Genomic DNA, 17,156 nt, shown 5'->3' on the forward strand with positions numbered 1-17,156 from the left:
TCAGCGGATCGGGGCGCCGCTTTCACAGCTGTATCGTTCCGACAGCCGAATTGCGCGGTCGAAGAAGCGGGGTATTCGCCTCGTCCCGGTCGAACTTGAAATCGGCGGGAAGGCGGCCGCGGAAGGCGCGAAGCCGCTTCAGTAATTCCTCGCGCGCAGGCTTGCGCGCGACGCCGAGTTGTCGGGCATCGGCGACGTGGATCTCAATCTCATCGCCTTCCCCGAGTTCGAGGACCTCAACCACAACTGCAGGAATACGGATAGCGAGGCTGTTGCCCCACCTGGCGACCTTCATCACACTCTCCTATCCATATGCGCCATGATATCGGAACTGCCCGGGCGGCCGACCTCCTGGCCGGCCGATCCAGAAGCATCCGTCAGCCCGGATGCTTGAAAGTTTCGCCAAACCAGTTCCGCCACTTGGGCTCGCCCTCGGCGGCGCACTGCTCGGCGTCGTCGCCATAAAGATACAATGCCATGCTGGCGTTTGCGCTGCCATCGATATCATAGGTTCCGATCAGGGCAATGCCGGGAGCAGGTGCAGTCAGGCGCAGCGCGATGAAGCGCTGCTTGTCGTCCTGCCGCACGCGTTCGACTATGCCGGATAGTCTCTCCGGCTGCTGCGGGCCATTCCGCTGCTCGCCGACATTTGCGCCGGCCAGTCCGAGCGTCTCGGTAAGTTGCCTCGAAATCGAGAGCTGGTCGGCCTTCGTGCTGGCCATGACGCTGAAGCTGGCGGCGTTTTCGCCAGCGAAGTGCGAAAGGTAAATGCGCAGCACCTCGAAAAAGCCGGGCCAACCGCTCTCGAACCCTTCCAACTGATCATCCCAATCGTCGGTCGAGGCAAACAGCGAATGGACCATGCGGACAACGCAACGATCACCCGACCGGCTGGTCACGGTGATCTCCGTTGCGACAGGCGGCGCGCCTTCGCTCCACTCGCGTTCGACATAGCCGAAACGGAACGGCGGCTCCCAAATTGTCACTTCGCCGGTGGACGCGCCATTGGGACCGAAGTCGAAATGAAGCCTGCCGCCGACATGCTCGTCGATCGTGGTTTTTGTGAACCAGGCAGTGTTGCCAGGACCCGTCGCAATGGCCCGCCACACCTGCTCGGGTGTGCCGGGCGTGATGAACTCCATCTCGACCCAACGCTTTCCGGTTTCATCTTTCTTGATCGGCATGGGAACTCCTTTCAGGGTTTGGCGTCCTCACGGTCGGGCCGGGTGCGGTACGACGCCACTACGAGCCGATTCGGCCGCCCGCCAAAGCTCAAGCATACTCATTTTCGTCTTGACAAAATATTTTGTCAAGACGCGCGCTGATGGCTGAAAGCGGCTATGGCGCGTCGTCGCCGTGTCGTGTGATCTGAGCGTTCGCAATCGAGCCGAATTCATGAAGAGAGGGCGAACCTGAGACCGCAGAACTTTTAATGCAATGACATTGCAGCGCCTGGCCGTGCGTGTGCCATGGAACAGCCGTTCGGACGTTATTTGCCTGCCGGCCGCCAAACGCAGCGCTGACTTTCCGCCAATGGCCTCGAGATTGGATCGAGCGTTGCTTTGATCGCAACGACCTGCGTGTCACCGTAAAGGCCTGAACCAAGCCTGAGGCAGGAGGAGGTCGATCATGGCCAGGATTGTACCGGTGCTCGATCTCAGCCGTCTTGAGCAGGGAGCATCGGAGCGTCGGACCTTTCTGTTCGACCTGCGCACGGCGGCCCGCGATGTCGGCTTCTTCTATCTCAGCGGCCACGGAATTTCGGCTGTGGAGATCGACGAGGTGCTCGACGCCTCGCGCCGGTTCTTTACCTTGCCGGAAGCCGACAAGCTGGCCATCGAAATGGTCAGGTCCCCGCAATTCCGCGGCTACACGCGCACCGGTGGCGAGCTGACCAGGGGCAAGGCCGACTGGCGTGAACAACTCGACATCGGCGTCGAGCGCCGACCTGTCCCGCAAGGACCCAGCGTCCCCGCCTGGACGCGGCTGCAAGGGCCGAACCAATGGCCTTCGGCCCTGCCGCAACTCAAGTCGGCACTGCTGGCATGGCAGACCAGGGCAACGGCGGTGGCAGTCCGCCTGCTAAAGGCCTTCGCGCTGTCGCTCGACCAGGCCGAGGATGCTTTCGATCCAATCTATTGCGGTGAGCCCAACCATCGCATGAAGATCGTGCGCTATCCCGGGCGCGACACAACCGGCGGCGACCAGGGCGTCGGCGCACACAAGGACGGCGGTTTCCTGACGCTCCTGCTTCAGGACGACAACAAGGGGCTGCAGGTCGAATATGACGGAAGCTGGGTGAATGTGGATCCGATCCCCGGAACGCTGGTGGTCAACATCGGCGAGCTCCTCGAACTGGCATCGAACGGCTATCTCAGGGCAACGGTGCACCGTGTCGTGACGCCGTCGGCCGGCGTCTAGCGGATTTCCGTTCCGTTCTTCTTCAGCGCCCGGCTCGACGCGACGATCCCGCTGCTCACCCTGCCTGAAGAACTGGCTGCCGAGGCGCGCGGACCGGCGAGCGATCCGGACAATCCGCTGTTTCGCGACGTCGGCACCAATGTGCTGAAAAGTCGCCTGCGCTCGCATCCCGACGTGGCGCGCCGGCACTATGCCGATCTGCCGGAGCCAAGGGTTGAGACAAGGGCGTCACCCGTCTGAAGTGGTCAGAGCACATAGAACAGGAATTTTCGTCGTCCCGCCGGCTTTTGGAATTTTGTTCGTCGCCAATGCGCCCAAACAGGCTCAAACAGGGCAACACCGTTCGGCGGTTTCCTCCCATTCCGCTGGACGGCGTTCCCCTCTGAAGGTTGTAACCTTCTTTTGGCCGGGCCGTATTCGAGCCCGGCCATTTTTCCGCTCCATTGGCGAAGGCGTCAGGGCAATTCTTCAGGAAGCGTCGCGTCAAAGCAATTCGCGAGACGCGTTAAGTTCCTGCTTTATGCATGTCGTTATCCCAAACCGCTGCGCACCCTCGAGTGAGGCTCGAGGGCACGCTTTTTGGGCGACATGCATCAGCTTCCCGCCAACGACAGTCCGCGGGCGCGTTCGCACAGCAGGGCAAGCAATTCGCTGCGCCGCGCTTCCGGTGTGTCGACTGGCAATACGAAGCAAAGAGTCTTGCTGACGGCGCCGTGGCCATCGCGGATGGGCGCGGCCATGCACCACGTGAAGCGGTCGGCGAGGGCGGTGGTCTCGCTGAAACCTTGCTGGCGGGCCAGAGCGACATCGCTGAAGAATTCGGCCGGCGCAATGATGCGGCCGTCGGGAAGCTTGTAGTCGCCAGACGGGATGAAGTCCTTCACTTCTTGCTCGCTCATATGGCCGAGCAGGAGCCGCCCGGATGCCGTCCACGGGATCGGCACCTCGACCCCGACATCGCTTGAAATCCGGAACGGGCCGGAAGAATCACGGCAATCAAGAACGATATATTTGTTCCCGCGCAGGCCGCACAATTGCACGGTCTCGCCTGTCTCCGCGGCCATCCTGTCCAGCGTCTCTATTATGCGCCGATAGTGGGCGTTGTGATGCGAATAGGCCCAGCCGAACAGATGCATGGCCCGACCGAAATAAACGTAGCCTTCCGTCCCGACGTTTTCGAGCATTTCGGCTTCGAGCAGGCTGTTGACGATTTCGTAGGTGGTCGAACGCGGTGCGCCGATCATCTTGGCGATGTCGCCGACGCGCATCGGCGCGCGGTGCCGCAAAAGCGCTTCCAGCAGCACGATCACGCGGTCGATGCCGCGGCGGCGTTCGCCATTGCGCGGCCCGGCGCCGGCTTCCGTTTCGATCAGACCGGTGGCGCCATCGCTCATGTCGGCCGCATCCCCAAAAAAATCAATTCGGCCCTCGTCTCAAGACGCTTGAAAGATGTCAAGGCTCAGTCTAGCATCCCGTTTGTCCGATATACAGACACATTGTCTGAAATATCAGACAATAATGAGCCTGGCGCAGACAGTTCTGACGAGAAAACGGGCGGTTTCCGGATGCGGCAACCGGCGGATTTTCTTGTCCCGATCCCGCACGTCCGGCATAACCTCAGAAGGGAACAATCATGACGAAATCGTCGTTTTTCGCATCCGCAAGTGCCCTTTGCCTCGGTCTCCTGCTGAGCTTCGGCGCCGGTTCGCAGGCCAATGCGGCCGCCAAATGCATCAAGGGGGACCGCAAGGCGCCGTACACGATCGGCTGGGCCAACATCTATTCCGTGCCGACCTGGATGAAACAGACACAGGGCACCATCGAAGCCGAAGTCGAGACGCTGAAGAAGCAGGGGCTGGTCGACAAGCTTGTCGTGACCGACGCCCAGGGCGACGCCAACGTCCAGATCCAGCAGATCCAGTCGATGATCGATTCCGACGTCGACGCCATCATCCTGATTGCCGGCTCGTCGACCGCGCCGGCGCGTGTGCTGGCGGACGCCTGCGCCAAGGGCATCGCCATCATCAACTTCGACAGCCTCGTCGACACCGACCAGGTCACAGCCAAGGTCAACACCGATTCCGCGCAGTGGGGCGATCAGGCGGCCAAGTTCCTGATCGACACCATCGGCGGCAAGGGCAAGATTCTGGTCCTCAACGGCCCGGCCGGCGTTTCGGTCAGCGACGATCGGCGCAAAGGCGCTGACGCAGCGCTCAAGGCCCATCCTGAGGTGACGGTCCTTGCCGAGACCAACACACCCTACAATGTCGCGCCTGCACAGGAAGCCGTCACCAGCCTGCTGTTCGCCAATTCCGAGATCGACGGAATTCTGTCGCTCGGCGGCGCCTTGTCTGCGGGCGCGGTACTCGCCCTCGACAAACAGGGCCGCGAACAAGTGCCGATCACCGGCGAGAACGCCCGTCAGTTCCTCGAACTCTGGAAGGAAAAGGGCCTCAAGAGCTGGGCGACCATGCAGCCGAACTGGCTCGGCGCCTTTGCCACCTACACCGCCGTCCAGGCGCTGGAGGGCAAGGATGTGCCGGCTTTCGTCAAGATCCCGCTGCCGGTGATCAACAATTCCAACATCGATCAGTACCTCGCCCGGGCGGCCGATTTTCCGGCTGACGGCTACATCTATTCGCCCTACGACGAGGAATTGTTCAAGAAGCTTCTGGCTGAACAATAAGCCTGGAAGGTCGCAGAAATTGGTGGCCACGGCTCCGCTTCTTGCCGCGCGGGGGGTGTCGAAATCCTTCTTCGGCAACCCCGTCCTGCGCGACGTTTCCATCGCTCTCCAGCCCGGCCGCGTGCATGCGCTGCTCGGCGAGAACGGCGCCGGAAAGTCGACGCTGATCAACCTGTTGTCGGGTGCCTTGCGCCCGGACGGCGGGGCGATCGAGGTCGATGGGCGCCCAGTGTCGCGCATGACCCCGGCCTATGCCCAACAGGCAGGGATCGCCGTCGTCCAGCAGGAACTCAGCCTGACGGCCGGCCTCTCCATCGCCGAGAACATCGGCCTTGGCGCCTATCCGCGCCGGTTCGGTTTGCTCGACTATCCCGAACTCGCCGTGCGGGCCAGGGCAGCATGCGATCTTGTCGGGCTTCACGAACCGCTCTCGATACCGGTCGGACATTTGTCGCTTGGCCGCCGGCAGATGGTGGAGATAGCCAAGGCGCTTTACCGCCGGCCGCGCGTTCTCATTCTCGACGAACCCACTTCGTCGCTTTCGGCAACCGAAACGAAAGTCCTGACGGAATTGTTGGAGAGGCTGCGCGGCGAGGGCATCGCTATTCTCTACATTTCGCACCGGCTGAACGAAGTCATGGCACTGTGCCAGCATGTCACCGTCCTGAAGGACGGCGCCTGCACGGCGGATCGCAGCCTGGAAGGAACCGACGCCAGCGGGCTGGTTCGGCTGATGGTCGGCCGCGACCCCGGCGATCTTTTTCCACAGTGGCAGGCTTCGGTATCGACTTCCAACGCCATCTCGGTTCGCAATTTTTCGGCCGGCCTGATGCGCGACGTCGATCTCGACATCAGGACGGGCGAGGTGCTCGGCATTGGAGGCCTGGTCGGGCAAGGGCAGGAAGATCTGCTGCTCGGCCTCTACGGCGCCATTCCGGCCAGGACGGCAGGCGCGACCGTCAACGGCGCTTCGGGTCTGCCCGGCGGTGTGCCGAAAGCCAACGCGCTTGGCCTCGCCTATGTCCCGGCCGACCGCAAGCGCGAAGGCCTGCACCTGATCCATTCCATCATCAGCAATATGATGCTGCCCGCTTTCGCAAGACTGCCGGCGCTGAAGCTGCGCAGCCGCCGTGCCGAGCGCGAGACGGCGAGAGGTCTCGCTGCCCAGCTTGGCATCAGGGGCGACCTCGACCGGCCGGCGCAGGCCCTCTCGGGCGGCAACCAGCAGAAGGTGGCGCTGGCGAAATGGATGCCGCACCACCCGCTTGCGCTTCTCCTCAACGACCCGACGCGCGGCGTCGATGTCGAGACCAAGCGCGAAATCTACATGATGCTTCGCAACTTCGCCGCCGCCGGCAAGGCGGTCGTGCTGCTCAGCTCCGACACGCCAGAACTGGTGCACCTTTGCGACCGCGTCGCGGTGGTCCGGGAGGGCCACATCGTTGCCATGCTCGAGCGCGGCGCATTGAGCGAGGAAGCAATCGTTTCCGCTGCGATGGGCGCCGACCAGCGGCAGGTGGCGGCATGAGCACGGTGGCCTCCTCAAGGCAAGCCGGCGCTCTTTACTGGCCGGTTCAGCTGCGCCGCAATATCGGTGTGCGCGGCCTGTTCGCCGTGGTCATGGCGTTCCTCGTCGCCTACGGCTTCCTGTTTCCCGGCTTGTTGACCGCTTCCGGCTTTGCCAAATTCACCCAGAGCTGGTTTCCGCTGGCGCTGGTCGCCATGGCCCAGGCGATCCTCATGCTTACCGGCGGCATCAGCCTGGCCATCGGCGCAATGGTCAGCCTGGGCGCGGTGATCGCCGCGACGACGATGACCGGGCCGCTGGGCGTAGCCGGCGGTGCCGCTGCGGTGGCGCTGACCGGGATCGGCATCGGCGGCGCGACCGGGTTCATCGTCGTAAAACTTCGGTTGCCGGCGATCGTGGTGACGCTCGCCGGTTCCTTCATCATCGGCGGTGCGGCGCTGCTCATCCTGCCGAGACCCGGCGGCGCCATTCCGGAGTGGCTGTCGGACCTGCTTGCCGGCAACACGCCCGCGGCCTTCGTGCTGCTGGTGCTCATCGTCCTTCTGTGGAAACTCTATCTCGCCACACCGCTTGGCTTGAGCCTTTATGCCGCCGGCGAGAATCCGGTCGGCGCCTATCGCTCCGGCGTGCCGGTCGATAGCGCACGGGTAGCGGCTTACGCGATCAGCGGCCTGCTTTGCACAGGCGCCGGCCTGTTCGTCGCCGCGCAAACAGGTTCGGGCGATCCGGTCATCGGCACGGCCTTCACGCTGAATTCCATCGCCGCCGCCGTGCTCGGCGGCATTGGCTTCCTCGGCGGTCAAGGCACGATGCGCGGTGCGCTTGCCGGCAGCCTGCTGCTCAGCCTGATGATCAGTGTGATGTTCTTCCTCGGCTTCACCCCGGTCGCCCAGTATGTCGCCCAGGGCCTCATCATCATCGGGGCGGTCGCCATCCCGCAATTCCGCAAGGTGCAGCAATGACAGCATGGAAAGAAACCGCGGCCCGCAGGCGCGCCTTGACGATCCTGAGCAGCCGGCCCTTTCTCACCGTTGCCATCGTTGCCGCGGTGTGGATCGTGGCGAGCTTCGTCTCGCGCGGCTTCGGCGCATATGGCCATTTGCGCTATCTGGTCGAACTGGCCGCGGTGATTGGCCTGGTTGCGGCGGGGCAGACCTTTGTAGTCATCGCCGGCGGCATCGACCTTTCCGTCGCGGCGATCGTCACGGTGAGCGCCGTCAGCCTGCCGCTGCTGTCGTGGCAGGCTGATCCGACCGGGCTCACTGCCGTCCTTGCCGTCCTTGCGCTGACGACGACAATCGGTCTGGTGAACGGGCTGGGCGTGGCGCTGTTGCGCGTTCATCCGATGATCATGACTCTGGCCATGGCGACATTCCTGCAGGGCCTGCTGATCATCATCGCCGGCGGCAGTGCCGTGACCGCCGAGAACCCGCTGGTCCGCTGGCTCGGCAATGCGCGGCCGGCCGGTATACCCGCAGGCGTGCTCTTGTGGGTGGCCGTTTCCGTGATCGTTCTGGCCGCAATGCATGCCACATCTTTCGGCGCTCGGCTCTTCGCCATGGGCGCCAACCCGCTCGCCGCGACACTCTCCGGCGTTCCCTTCGCTTCGACAACCCTGGCGGTCTACGGCATCAGCGGGTTCACTTCCGGGCTTGCGGGCGTGCTGGTGCTCGGCATGAACGGACAAGGCTATGTCGGGATCGGCGATCCCTATCTGCTCGCCTCGATTGCCGCCGTCGTGCTCGGCGGCACCTCGATCCTCGGCGGGCTCGGCACTTATGCCGGCACCATTCCCGGCGCCATCCTGCTGGTCACGATCACGGCTCTGATCACCGTCGTCAACGCCTCGCCCGGCTGGCGCAGCATCCTTTTCGGTTCGCTGATCCTGGGGCTGCTGCTTCTCTCAGGCAGGGAGCAGGCCCGCCGATGACATATCGTCCAGCCGGTAGATGCGCCTTGCATTGCCGAAGAACAACGCCGTCTGCTCGTCTGCGGAAAGCTCCCCGGCAATGGCCTTAAAGCTGTCATACACTGCATCGAACGACGCGTGCAGACCGGCCACCGGGAAGTCACTGCCGAACATCGCGCGCTGTGTGCCGAAACAGTCGATGCAATGCATGACAACCGGCTTCAGGCTGTCGAGCGTCCAATCATGATCGTAGGCGACCAGGTCCGATATCTTGATGGCGACGTTGTCGCGCTCCGACAAAAGCCGAAGCGCTTCGCGCCACGCCCGCATTCCATCGGCGTCACGGTCGATCGGGCTGCCGCAGTGGTTGAGAACAAAGAGCTGGTTCGGATAGGCCGCTGCGAGGCGCGCGGCTCCAGTGAGCTGGCGCGGAAACACCATCAGGTCGAAAATCAGCCGATGGCCGGCAAGCAGCGCCAGGCCGGCGCGCCAGGCCGGATCGTTCATGATGCCGTCACGGGCAACGAAACGGCGGGCAGGATCTGGATCCCAGCTCAATATGTCGCGCACGCCGACGACACGGTCGAATGCCGCCTGCGCCTCGACCAGTGCCGGGGCTTGGCGGTTCGCCAGCGGGACGTGAACGACGTAGCGGGCCGCCACGCCCCGCGATTTGTCGAGCGTTTCAAGCCACTGCGTTTCGCCGACGCAGTCGTCCCCGGCCCAACCGGCTTCGACATGAACGGTGGCGACGACATTGTGCCGGCTGGCGTCGCGCAAATAATCCTCAGGAAGATAGTTTCGCCGCAACGGGCCAAGCTCGCCCAGGCCGCCGCGCTCGCCAGCCGTCGTGGCGAGCCAGGGGTGGCGGCCGAGGCCGAGATCCCAAAGATGATGGTGGGCATCGATGATCGGTCCGGAGTAAGGCTTTGACACGCATCTCTCTCATGCTGTGGCCGGCATCGGAAATCAGTCCGGGCCTCATCCTGCTAAGGCGAAGGACTAGCATCGGATGACCGAAAACTCACCCGTGCCGGCGCTCGCGATCCGTGAAAATTTCCTGCTCGACGATCGCATCCGCGGCGTGCCGCCCGGCACCTTCGGGCTGGACAGCAGCCTTGTCGCATCTCAGCGCTGGCATCCGGCTGATGGACGCATGTCGTTGCCGGTGCTGACCCTCGACGAGGAGGCCTTCATCGCCAATCGTGACCTGTTCCTGCGCTACGCGCGCGAACAGGGCGCCATGGTCGCGCCGCATGCCAAAACCCCGATGGCGCCCGACCTTGCCCGATCGTTGGTAGAGGCCGGAGCATGGGGAACGACCGTCGCCGATATTAGACAAGCCGCGGTGATGCTCAGGGCCGGCCTCACACGACTGATCGTCGCTAACGAGGTTGGTGGATCAGGAGGTGCGAACCGGCTCGCGGCGCTGGTTGGCGCCTGGCCAGGCGTCGAGCTCTTCGTCTTCGCCGACTCTGTCGGTGCCGTGAATGCGCTCGCCGAAGCCTGGCGGGCCAATGCAATGCTGCCGCCGTTGCGCGTGCTTGTCGAACTCGGTGCGGGGAGGGCAGGCGCCAGGACCACTGGCGAAGCCGAGGCGATCGCCGATGCAGTTGATGCAGCCGGCGGACGGCTGCTGATTGCCGGCGTTGCCACCTACGAAGGTGCCGCGGCGCAACCCGACCCCGGCCGGACCGAGGAGGCGATCTCGGCTCTGCTGGCGATGACCGCCGACATGTTCCTGCGGCTGCGCGCCCGCGCCGGCGGCGACGTGCCGCTGATCGTCACGGCCGGCGGCTCGGTTTTGTTCGACAAAGTGGTCGCCGCGCTTTCGCCGGCCGTTTCCAGGGACGGCAATGCGACGCTGGTGTTGCGCAGCGGCGCCATCTTCTTCCACGACCATGGTGTCTATGATCGCTCGCTTGGCGCACTTGACGCGCGCAACGGCTTTGCGGTCGGCGGCGTCAGCGTTTCCGCACGAAATTCGTTTCGTCCGGCTTTGCGCCTGTGGGCCGAGGTGCTGTCGCGGCCGGAGCCCGGCCTGGCGATCTGCGGCATGGGCATGCGCGACGTGTCGTTCGATCAGGGCTTTCCGATGGTGCTCGCGGTCTTCCGGACCGGCAGGCCGCTGCCGGTAGCGCGCGCCGAGGTCTTCAAGCTCAACGACCAGCACGCCTTCCTGACAATCGCGCCGGGCGACGACATTGCCGTTGGTGACATCATTGAATTCGGCATCTCCCATCCCTGCACCTGCCTCGATCGCTATCGCGTGATTTTCGGCGTCGACGCGGCCGGGCATGTCCGCCACGCCTTTCCCACCTGTTTCGGCTGACCGAATCTTGCGGCGGCCCCAAGAGAACCTCGAAAGGATCGAATATGATCAAGTATTTCCAGTCCGGCTCCCGCATGTCGCAGGCGGTCGTCTATGGTGGCCTTGTCCACATCGCAGGCCAGGTCGCCGACGATCGCAAGGCCGGCATCGAAGGCCAGACCAGCGATGTGCTCTCAAAGATCGAGGCGCTTTTGGTCGAGGCCGGCAGCAGCAAGTCGAAGCTTGTGGCGGTCAACATCTTCCTGCCGCAAATCGGAGACTTCGACGCCATGAACAGCATCTACGATGCCTGGGTGGATCCCCAACGCCTGCCGGCGCGGGCCTGCGTCGAGGCACGTCTCGCCGATCCCGACCTCCGCATTGAGGTCACAGCGATCGCCGCCATCTGAGTTTTTCGCCATGCACACCGGACTCATCCATACGCTCGACTTCGACCGGGACGGCAAGACATCAGGCTATCTCAGCATGCCCTTCTCGATAGACCGTTCGCCCTATTTCCAGGTCAAGGTCCCGATCTGCCTCATACGCAACTGTGAGGGGCCGTCGCTGCTTCTGATGGCCGGCAATCACGGTGACGAATATGAGGGCGAGCTGTCGCTGGCGAAGCTGGTCCGCCGGCTCGATCCCGAGCGGATCAAGGGCCGCGTCACCATACTGCCGATGGCGAACGCACCGGCGGTGATGGCCGCCAAACGCTGTTCGCCGCTCGATGGCGGCAATCTCAACCGAGCCTTTCCGGGCGATCCGTTGGGCACACCGACAAGCCGGCTTGCCAGCTTCCTCGAGTCGGAACTGTTCCCTCGCCACGAAATCGTCTTTGACATCCATTCGGGCGGCACTTCGATGGAACATCTGCCTACAGCGCTCGTCGAGCGCAATACCGATCCCGACCGTCACAGGCGCGGGGTGGAGCTGATGCGGACACTCGGCATGCCGTATGGGTTCGTGGCCGACAATGGTCAGGCCTCGCCGACCTCGATGGGCGCAGCCCGCCGGGCCGGTGCCATTGGCGTCAGCGGCGAGTTCGGCGGCGGCGGCACCGCCACAGTCGATACGATGGCGATTACCGCTCGCGCGATCGACAATCTGATGGTCGCCGTTGGCGTGGTCGAGGCGCCGGTTCTTTCGCCGGAGTCAAAGCCTTCGGCGCCGACGCGACTGCTCTCGCTTTCCCGGCACGGTCAGGGCCTGTACGCCACCCGCCGCGGCTGGTTCGAACCCGCCGTCAGGCTCGGCGACGGCGTCAGCGCCGGACAATTGGCCGGCTGGTATCACGACCTGGAACGGCTCGATCTGCCCGAGGAAGCCCTGCATTTCGCCGAAGGCGGCATCGTACTTTCGCGCCGGCTGCACACGATGTGCGAGGCAGGAGATTGCCTTCTGCAGGTCGCCGAACCGGTGGAAGGCTGACAGGAAACCATCGGCGTTTGCTCACGGCGCCATTATAGAAAACCGAGGAGATTTCATGCAGCTTTCGATGTGGACCTACCCCTGGGATGTCCAGGATCTGGGCTTGGGGGCCGTCGAACGCGATCTCATCGAGCGCGCCGGGCTCAACATGATCAGTCTCGCGACCTCCTATCATGCCGGTCGCTTCCTGCAGCCGCGCAGCCCGCGCCGCAAAGCCTATTTCCCGGAGGACGGCACGATCTACTTCAAGCCAACCGCCGCCCGATGGGCCGATCTCGTGATCCAGCCGAAGGTGGCCGAAATGATCACGGAAGGTGGCGACGTTCTGGCCGAACTTATCCAACGGCGCGAGGCAGGCGGCCTCCAGGTATCGTGCTGGACGGTCTGCCTGCACAATACCCGCCTCGGCATGCTTTATCCGCAGGCCGTCACCCGCAACGCCTTTGGCGATCCCAATTATTACAATCTCTGCCCATCGCATCCGGATGCGCGCGCCTATGTCCGCGCGCTCGTCGCCGACGTCACGCACACTTACAAGCCGGACAGAATCGAGCTTGAAAGCCCGTCCTTCATGGGCTTCGCCCATGAATACCATCACGAGAAGGATGGTGTCGGGCTGACGCCGGAAGACGACTTTCTTCTGTCGCTGTGCTTCTGTCCGTCCTGCCTCGCCCGCGCCGCTGCTGCCGGCATCGAAGGCCGGGCGGCGCGTGAGCTCGTCAAGCAGTGGATTGCCGAGGCATGTGAGCGCGCGGTGCCTGAACGGCGCTTTCCCGAATTTCCCGCAAGTGGCCTCGACACCTTTCTGCCCTGGCCGCAACTCCACGCCTATCTGTCGTGGCGGTTCGAGCCGGTGACCAGCCTGGTGGCCGAACTGCGCGAGGTTGCCGATCCGGCCACAAATGTCGTCATCATCGACCTGAAAGACGGCTGGCTCGGCGGCTGCGATCTGGCAGCGCTCGGCAAGGTCTGCGACGGGGCGATCCTTTGTGCCTACGACATGCAGGCCGCCGACGTGACGGGCCTGATGGCCGCTGGCCGCAGCGCGCTCGGCGCAGAGAAATTCCTAGGCGCCGGCTACCGGCTCTTCTATCCGGAAATGGCAGGCCCTGAAATCCTCGCCGCCAAGGTGAAGCCGGCGCTGGCGCCGGACGTCGACGGTATCAATTTTTACAATTACGGCCTTGTCCCAGCCGCACGACTTGATTGGGTGCGTGCAGCACGACCTGGCTGAACAAAACGATCCGTGTGCCGCAGTCGAAAGCGCGTCGCGGCTGAATGGATTCATGCGAGGCGCTTTAAGTCACTGCTATGCATGACAGCGCTGTCCTGCCCCGCGACCTGTCATTTCCCTCCGCTCCAGAACCTCGCGCTATCGGATCGGGGCTGACGCGCAGCGAGCGGATGGACGCGATCGCCGGCCCCGTTCTGGACCTGGCGGCCCTTCTCCCAGCAAACTTCCCGCTCTGAGCCGAGGGGGTGGCTGCCAGACCGACGATAGCCCAGTGTTTCGCCAGACAGCGCAAAACCGTCGTCAGCGCGTGTGCCGCACAAGATGGGGTTCGACCAAGGCGCGTATTTCCGCGGCGGGCGCCGCTTCGCCGGCAGCACGCAGCGCCCGTTCGTAGCGTGCATAGTCTTCTACCGCGCCTTCGAAATCACGGCGCGATAGCCGCTCCCTGATCAGCGCCTTGCAGACGGGTCCGGCATCCGGATAGAGGTCCAGCGCCCTCAAATAGATCGAGCGCGCTTCCTGGACGTTGCCGGTTGTCTCCAGCCGCTGGCCGATCCGCAATCCAAGATCGATCAGATCGCGACGCACTTTTTCAGCTGCGGCGAGCGACCAGAAGCTGGCTCGCTCGTGCAGGAACAACGGACCGGGGAATGCGAGGAACAGCGCTTCCGCTTCCGGTCGCAGCCCGGCCGCCTCGCCATTGGCTGTCGTTACGGATTTGAGCCGTGCATCCCAGTCGGCGAGGTCGACCCAGACCTTGTCCGATGCGAGGCGAAGCTTGCCTTCGCGCTGGACGATGAGGTCGATCCGCCCGAGCAGCTTGCGCAGCCGATGCAGCGCCTGCTCGCACGCCGCCCGCGCCTGGTCGCCGTCGAGATCTGGCCACAGCCAGTCCTGAAGGGTCTCCAGCGAGCAGGTGTTGTCTTTCGAGATCGCCAGTACCCGCAGGATGTCGAGAGCCTTCGTCGGTGGCTTGGCGCCGAGATTAAGGCGGTTTCCATCGAGTTCGAGCCGAAAGCCCCCGAGGACGTGGACCTTGAGCGGCCATGGCCAGGCCGTGGGCCGCCGTTGCGGCGCGTCCAATCGACGTTCCCGGATAAGCGACCGGCAAAGCTTGGGCTCGATGCCGCGCTCAAGCGCATCGCCAAGCAGTTCGGCGAGCAATTCCGGAACGTTGAGGAGCACCATTGGCCAGCTGACGTCGCGCAGCGCCTCCATGAAGAGCTTCAGCCGATCGCCGTAGCGTGGACCCTGGTCCCACAGGCTCTCCAGCGCGGCCGCTGCAAGCATGCATATCTGGGTTCGCTTGCGGGCGCCGCCGTCCAGCCGCGGCAGCAGCTCGCTGAGTAGCGCGGCGGCTTCGCGCGGCTTCCTGTCGGCGAGCAGCACCTGGAACTTCGTGATGCAATGCGCCCATCGCTCGACCATCGGCTCGTTGGCGGCCTCGCTCGCCGCCATGAAGCGCTCGCAATCCTCATAGGCGGCCGCGAAATCGCCTTGCCTGGCATGAAGCGCGGCATAGCAATTGGCGACGATGGCAACCTGTGTGCTGAAACGGCTGTCGGCGATCTCGGCCAGGCGCTCGACCACCTGGTGGAGCTCGGCAAAGTCGTTGCGGAACTTCATCTGCATCTGAAGATGATACAGGCCACCGAACTCCACACCCTTGAGCGACTCGCGCTCACCGATGGCGATCGCCTCCCGCAACGCCGCTTCGGCCGACGGGTAGGGAAAGCCCCGTCTCTTATACGGGAAGTAACGGCCGCTCTTGGCGCCAAACTCGACCAGCCACATGCCGAGGACCCAAGGCAGCACCTCCTTGTCGGCCAACTCCTCGACAACGCTGTCGACGGCCTTGGTGAACAGATCGGCCCGCATGACCGATACCGAATGCTCGATCAGCGTTTCGCTGGCAAGCAGCCGTAAGCCGCTTGGGTCGTGCTCGGGATTCCGGGTCAGCCGCTCCAGCAGTTCCGTTTCCAGCGCCTGCCCGGCCGGGCTGTTGCGGTAGTAGTCGTCGCCGAAGTTCAACGCCCGCACCATGCCGATGCGCACCAGCATCGCTTCCTCTGAAGGCAGTTCCGGCAGGCCGCGCTCGACGATTTCGAACGCCCGGCGGGTCCAGGCTGAAAGACCCTCATAGGTGCGCCAACTGTCCGTCTTGACCAGAACCGCGCGCGACACCGTAAGACAAAGCCCGCGCTGATCGTCGGCCTCGCCAAAGGCATGCCATGCCTTCGACAGCCAGTGCTCTGCCGCGGCGTCGTTCGGCATGTGGGCCACGCCCAGCCAATAGAAATGCCAGCCGTTCATGAACGCTTCCGGCAACCGGCCCACCCATTCGGTGAAGGTCGTTCGATGTCCCTGCGCCAGCACGGCCTCCGCCCGGCTCAGCATGAGCCCGCTCGCCTGGTCCCAGTCCTCTGCCTGCAAGGCGAGGTGTATGGCTTCGTCATATAGACCGGCGTCGGCGAGCACCTTTGCCGCCCTTTGTTTGAGCGACTTCTGCTCTTCTGCCGTCACACGCTGTGCGAAGCGTCGGTCGAGGAAGTCCCGCAAGAGGTCGTGCAGGTGGAAAACGTCGCGGCTGTTTTCCGTTCGCGTGACCAGCAATTGCCGCTGGTAGAGCCTGTCGAGCAGCTTGCCCGCTTCACCCGACCCGATCATCACGTCCGCCAGTTCGGTGCTGATCTCGGGCAGCAGATTGAGTTTCAGCAGCATGTCCTGGTCGGCGGCGGGAAGGGAAAGGAAGAAATGGCGGCCGAGAACGTCCGACAGCGCGTTCTGCCCGCCGGCTGCTGCCCCGCTCGTTTCGTCAGGTCCGACCGCCGAGCCGTGATCGGCGAGGAGAACCAGCCCGATCGCCCAGCCGCGCGCCGCTTCGACATCGACTGGAAGGGCGCCGTTCTTCGAACGCAGCTTGACGAAATCGCGTGCTTCCGATGTCGAGAATTCGAGCGCCGATCGATCGATGACGGCCACTTGGCCCTTGAGGACGAGGTCGCCCAGTTCGTCGTGGGGCAGCGTGCGCGAGACGCAGATGCAGCGGACCGTGTCAGGAAGTTCACGGAACATCACGGAAAGCACCGCCCGGAATTCGGGCGTGTCGGCGTCGTGCAAGTCGTCGAGGACCAGAATGGTGCCGGGCTTCAACCGCGCAAAATACGCTCTGAAGAAGCGCCTGGCGAACTCCTTCGGCTGCTCGACATATTCGACCCCAAAGACCGGCAAGTTTCCAACTGCGGGTGAGGCGAGTGACTGCGCCAGATATTGAAAGAAGCGCGCGATATCCTGGTCGCCCTCGTCGATGCGGAACCACACATGCGGTGCCTCGACGCTTTCGAGGTAGTCGATGACCGCCGTCGTCTTGCCGTAGCCGGCCGGCGCGGCCACCCAGCATACGCTCGAACGCGATTTCAGGCCGATCGCTTCGAGAACGCGGTTCCGCCTCAATATCCTGGCGCTGCGCGGCGCCGCCAGCTTGGCGATCCTGCCTGTGCCCGAGAGCGGGCGCCTCGCATCGGCGTCAATGGCGTCTGGGGCGGTCATTGGGCTCCCGCTCAACCAATCATCGAGCGTCAGGTCGTGCCATGATGACCGTCCCGCCGCCCAGATTGACCTTAGGGTAGCGCAATC

13 protein-coding genes and 1 pseudogene are annotated in these 17,156 nt (G+C 63.8%); 9 read left to right on the plus strand and 5 right to left on the minus strand.

Annotated features, from left to right (window positions below; genetic code table 11):
- Nucleotides 1–22: 22 nt before the first annotated feature.
- Nucleotides 23–295 (minus strand): AbrB/MazE/SpoVT family DNA-binding domain-containing protein, encoded by a 273-nt coding sequence (locus tag AC0L2C_RS20775; RefSeq protein ID WP_473524300.1) that lies wholly within the window; start codon nt 293–295, stop codon nt 23–25.
- Nucleotides 296–377: 82 nt separating this feature from the next.
- Nucleotides 378–1,184 carry an SRPBCC family protein gene (locus AC0L2C_RS20780; protein ID WP_473524301.1) on the minus strand — a complete coding sequence of 269 codons (807 nt, stop codon included), beginning with the start codon at nt 1,182–1,184 and terminating at the stop codon, nt 378–380.
- Nucleotides 1,185–1,629: 445 nt separating this feature from the next.
- Here AC0L2C_RS20780 and AC0L2C_RS20785 point away from each other — a divergent pair.
- A pseudogene (locus AC0L2C_RS20785) lies at nt 1,630–2,661 on the plus strand (isopenicillin N synthase family dioxygenase).
- Between the two features lie 353 nt (nt 2,662–3,014).
- Here the strand turns inward: AC0L2C_RS20785 and AC0L2C_RS20790 are convergent.
- On the minus strand, nt 3,015–3,815 hold the full coding sequence (locus tag AC0L2C_RS20790; RefSeq protein WP_473524302.1) for an IclR family transcriptional regulator: 801 nt from the start codon (nt 3,813–3,815) through the stop codon (nt 3,015–3,017).
- Between the two features lie 239 nt (nt 3,816–4,054).
- Here AC0L2C_RS20790 and AC0L2C_RS20795 point away from each other — a divergent pair, with 239 nt between their 5' ends.
- Genes AC0L2C_RS20795 through AC0L2C_RS20810 form a run of 4 tightly spaced genes read left to right on the plus strand, consistent with a single transcriptional unit; the run spans nt 4,055 to nt 8,565 of the window.
- The gene (locus AC0L2C_RS20795) at nt 4,055–5,107 is read left to right on the plus strand and encodes a substrate-binding domain-containing protein (RefSeq protein ID WP_473524303.1); all 1,053 of its coding nucleotides are present in this window, start codon (nt 4,055–4,057) and stop codon (nt 5,105–5,107) included.
- Nucleotides 5,108–5,126: 19 nt separating this feature from the next.
- A complete protein-coding gene (locus AC0L2C_RS20800; RefSeq protein ID WP_473524304.1) occupies nt 5,127–6,635 on the plus strand; it encodes a sugar ABC transporter ATP-binding protein in 1,509 nt (502 codons plus the stop codon).
- The gene (locus AC0L2C_RS20805; protein WP_473524305.1) at nt 6,632–7,597 is read left to right on the plus strand and encodes an ABC transporter permease; all 966 of its coding nucleotides are present in this window, start codon (nt 6,632–6,634) and stop codon (nt 7,595–7,597) included. Before AC0L2C_RS20800 ends, AC0L2C_RS20805 begins: the two co-directional genes overlap by 4 nt.
- Complete coding sequence (locus tag AC0L2C_RS20810) at nt 7,594–8,565, plus strand: ABC transporter permease (RefSeq protein WP_473524306.1); 972 nt, start codon at nt 7,594–7,596, stop codon at nt 8,563–8,565. Before AC0L2C_RS20805 ends, AC0L2C_RS20810 begins: the two co-directional genes overlap by 4 nt.
- Here the strand turns inward: AC0L2C_RS20810 and AC0L2C_RS20815 are convergent.
- The gene (locus tag AC0L2C_RS20815; protein ID WP_419696097.1) at nt 8,539–9,480 is read right to left on the minus strand and encodes an amidohydrolase family protein; all 942 of its coding nucleotides are present in this window, start codon (nt 9,478–9,480) and stop codon (nt 8,539–8,541) included. The genes AC0L2C_RS20810 and AC0L2C_RS20815 overlap by 27 nt on opposite strands.
- A 76-nt stretch (nt 9,481–9,556) precedes the next feature.
- Here AC0L2C_RS20815 and AC0L2C_RS20820 point away from each other — a divergent pair, with 76 nt between their 5' ends.
- Genes AC0L2C_RS20820 through AC0L2C_RS20835 form a run of 4 tightly spaced genes read left to right on the plus strand, consistent with a single transcriptional unit; the run spans nt 9,557 to nt 13,520 of the window.
- Entirely contained in the window at nt 9,557–10,876 is a 1,320-nt protein-coding gene (locus AC0L2C_RS20820; RefSeq protein WP_128179695.1) for an alanine racemase, read from the plus strand.
- Nucleotides 10,877–10,920: 44 nt separating this feature from the next.
- A complete protein-coding gene (locus AC0L2C_RS20825; protein WP_023800134.1) occupies nt 10,921–11,265 on the plus strand; it encodes a RidA family protein in 345 nt (114 codons plus the stop codon).
- A gap of 10 nt (nt 11,266–11,275) precedes the next feature.
- Entirely contained in the window at nt 11,276–12,286 is a 1,011-nt protein-coding gene (locus AC0L2C_RS20830) for a succinylglutamate desuccinylase/aspartoacylase family protein (RefSeq protein WP_473524307.1), read from the plus strand.
- Nucleotides 12,287–12,341: 55 nt separating this feature from the next.
- Nucleotides 12,342–13,520: a hypothetical protein gene (locus AC0L2C_RS20835; RefSeq protein ID WP_473524308.1), complete on the plus strand. Its 1,179-nt coding sequence runs from the start codon at nt 12,342–12,344 to the stop codon at nt 13,518–13,520.
- A 300-nt stretch (nt 13,521–13,820) separates the two neighbouring features.
- Here AC0L2C_RS20835 and AC0L2C_RS20840 read toward each other — a convergent pair whose 3' ends face one another.
- A complete protein-coding gene (locus tag AC0L2C_RS20840) occupies nt 13,821–17,069 on the minus strand; it encodes a winged helix-turn-helix domain-containing protein (protein ID WP_473524309.1) in 3,249 nt (1,082 codons plus the stop codon).
- Nucleotides 17,070–17,156 lie beyond the last annotated feature (87 nt).

The organism is Mesorhizobium sp. WSM4845 (genome assembly GCF_055811455.1).

What these genes read in the sequence shown, in the direction of transcription:
- AC0L2C_RS20775 (WP_473524300.1), bottom strand. Translation starts at nt 295, where the DNA reads ATGAAGGTCGCCAGGTGGGGCAACAGCCTCGCTATCCGTATTCCTGCA.
- AC0L2C_RS20780 (WP_473524301.1), bottom strand. Translation starts at nt 1,184, where the DNA reads ATGCCGATCAAGAAAGATGAAACCGGAAAGCGTTGGGTCGAGATGGAG.
- AC0L2C_RS20790 (WP_473524302.1), bottom strand. Translation starts at nt 3,815, where the DNA reads ATGAGCGATGGCGCCACCGGTCTGATCGAAACGGAAGCCGGCGCCGGG.
- AC0L2C_RS20795 (WP_473524303.1), top strand. Translation starts at nt 4,055, where the DNA reads ATGACGAAATCGTCGTTTTTCGCATCCGCAAGTGCCCTTTGCCTCGGT.
- AC0L2C_RS20805 (WP_473524305.1), top strand. Translation starts at nt 6,632, where the DNA reads ATGAGCACGGTGGCCTCCTCAAGGCAAGCCGGCGCTCTTTACTGGCCG.
- AC0L2C_RS20810 (WP_473524306.1), top strand. Translation starts at nt 7,594, where the DNA reads ATGACAGCATGGAAAGAAACCGCGGCCCGCAGGCGCGCCTTGACGATC.
- AC0L2C_RS20820 (WP_128179695.1), top strand. Translation starts at nt 9,557, where the DNA reads ATGACCGAAAACTCACCCGTGCCGGCGCTCGCGATCCGTGAAAATTTC.
- AC0L2C_RS20825 (WP_023800134.1), top strand. Translation starts at nt 10,921, where the DNA reads ATGATCAAGTATTTCCAGTCCGGCTCCCGCATGTCGCAGGCGGTCGTC.
- AC0L2C_RS20830 (WP_473524307.1), top strand. Translation starts at nt 11,276, where the DNA reads ATGCACACCGGACTCATCCATACGCTCGACTTCGACCGGGACGGCAAG.
- AC0L2C_RS20835 (WP_473524308.1), top strand. Translation starts at nt 12,342, where the DNA reads ATGCAGCTTTCGATGTGGACCTACCCCTGGGATGTCCAGGATCTGGGC.
- AC0L2C_RS20840 (WP_473524309.1), bottom strand. Translation starts at nt 17,069, where the DNA reads ATGACCGCCCCAGACGCCATTGACGCCGATGCGAGGCGCCCGCTCTCG.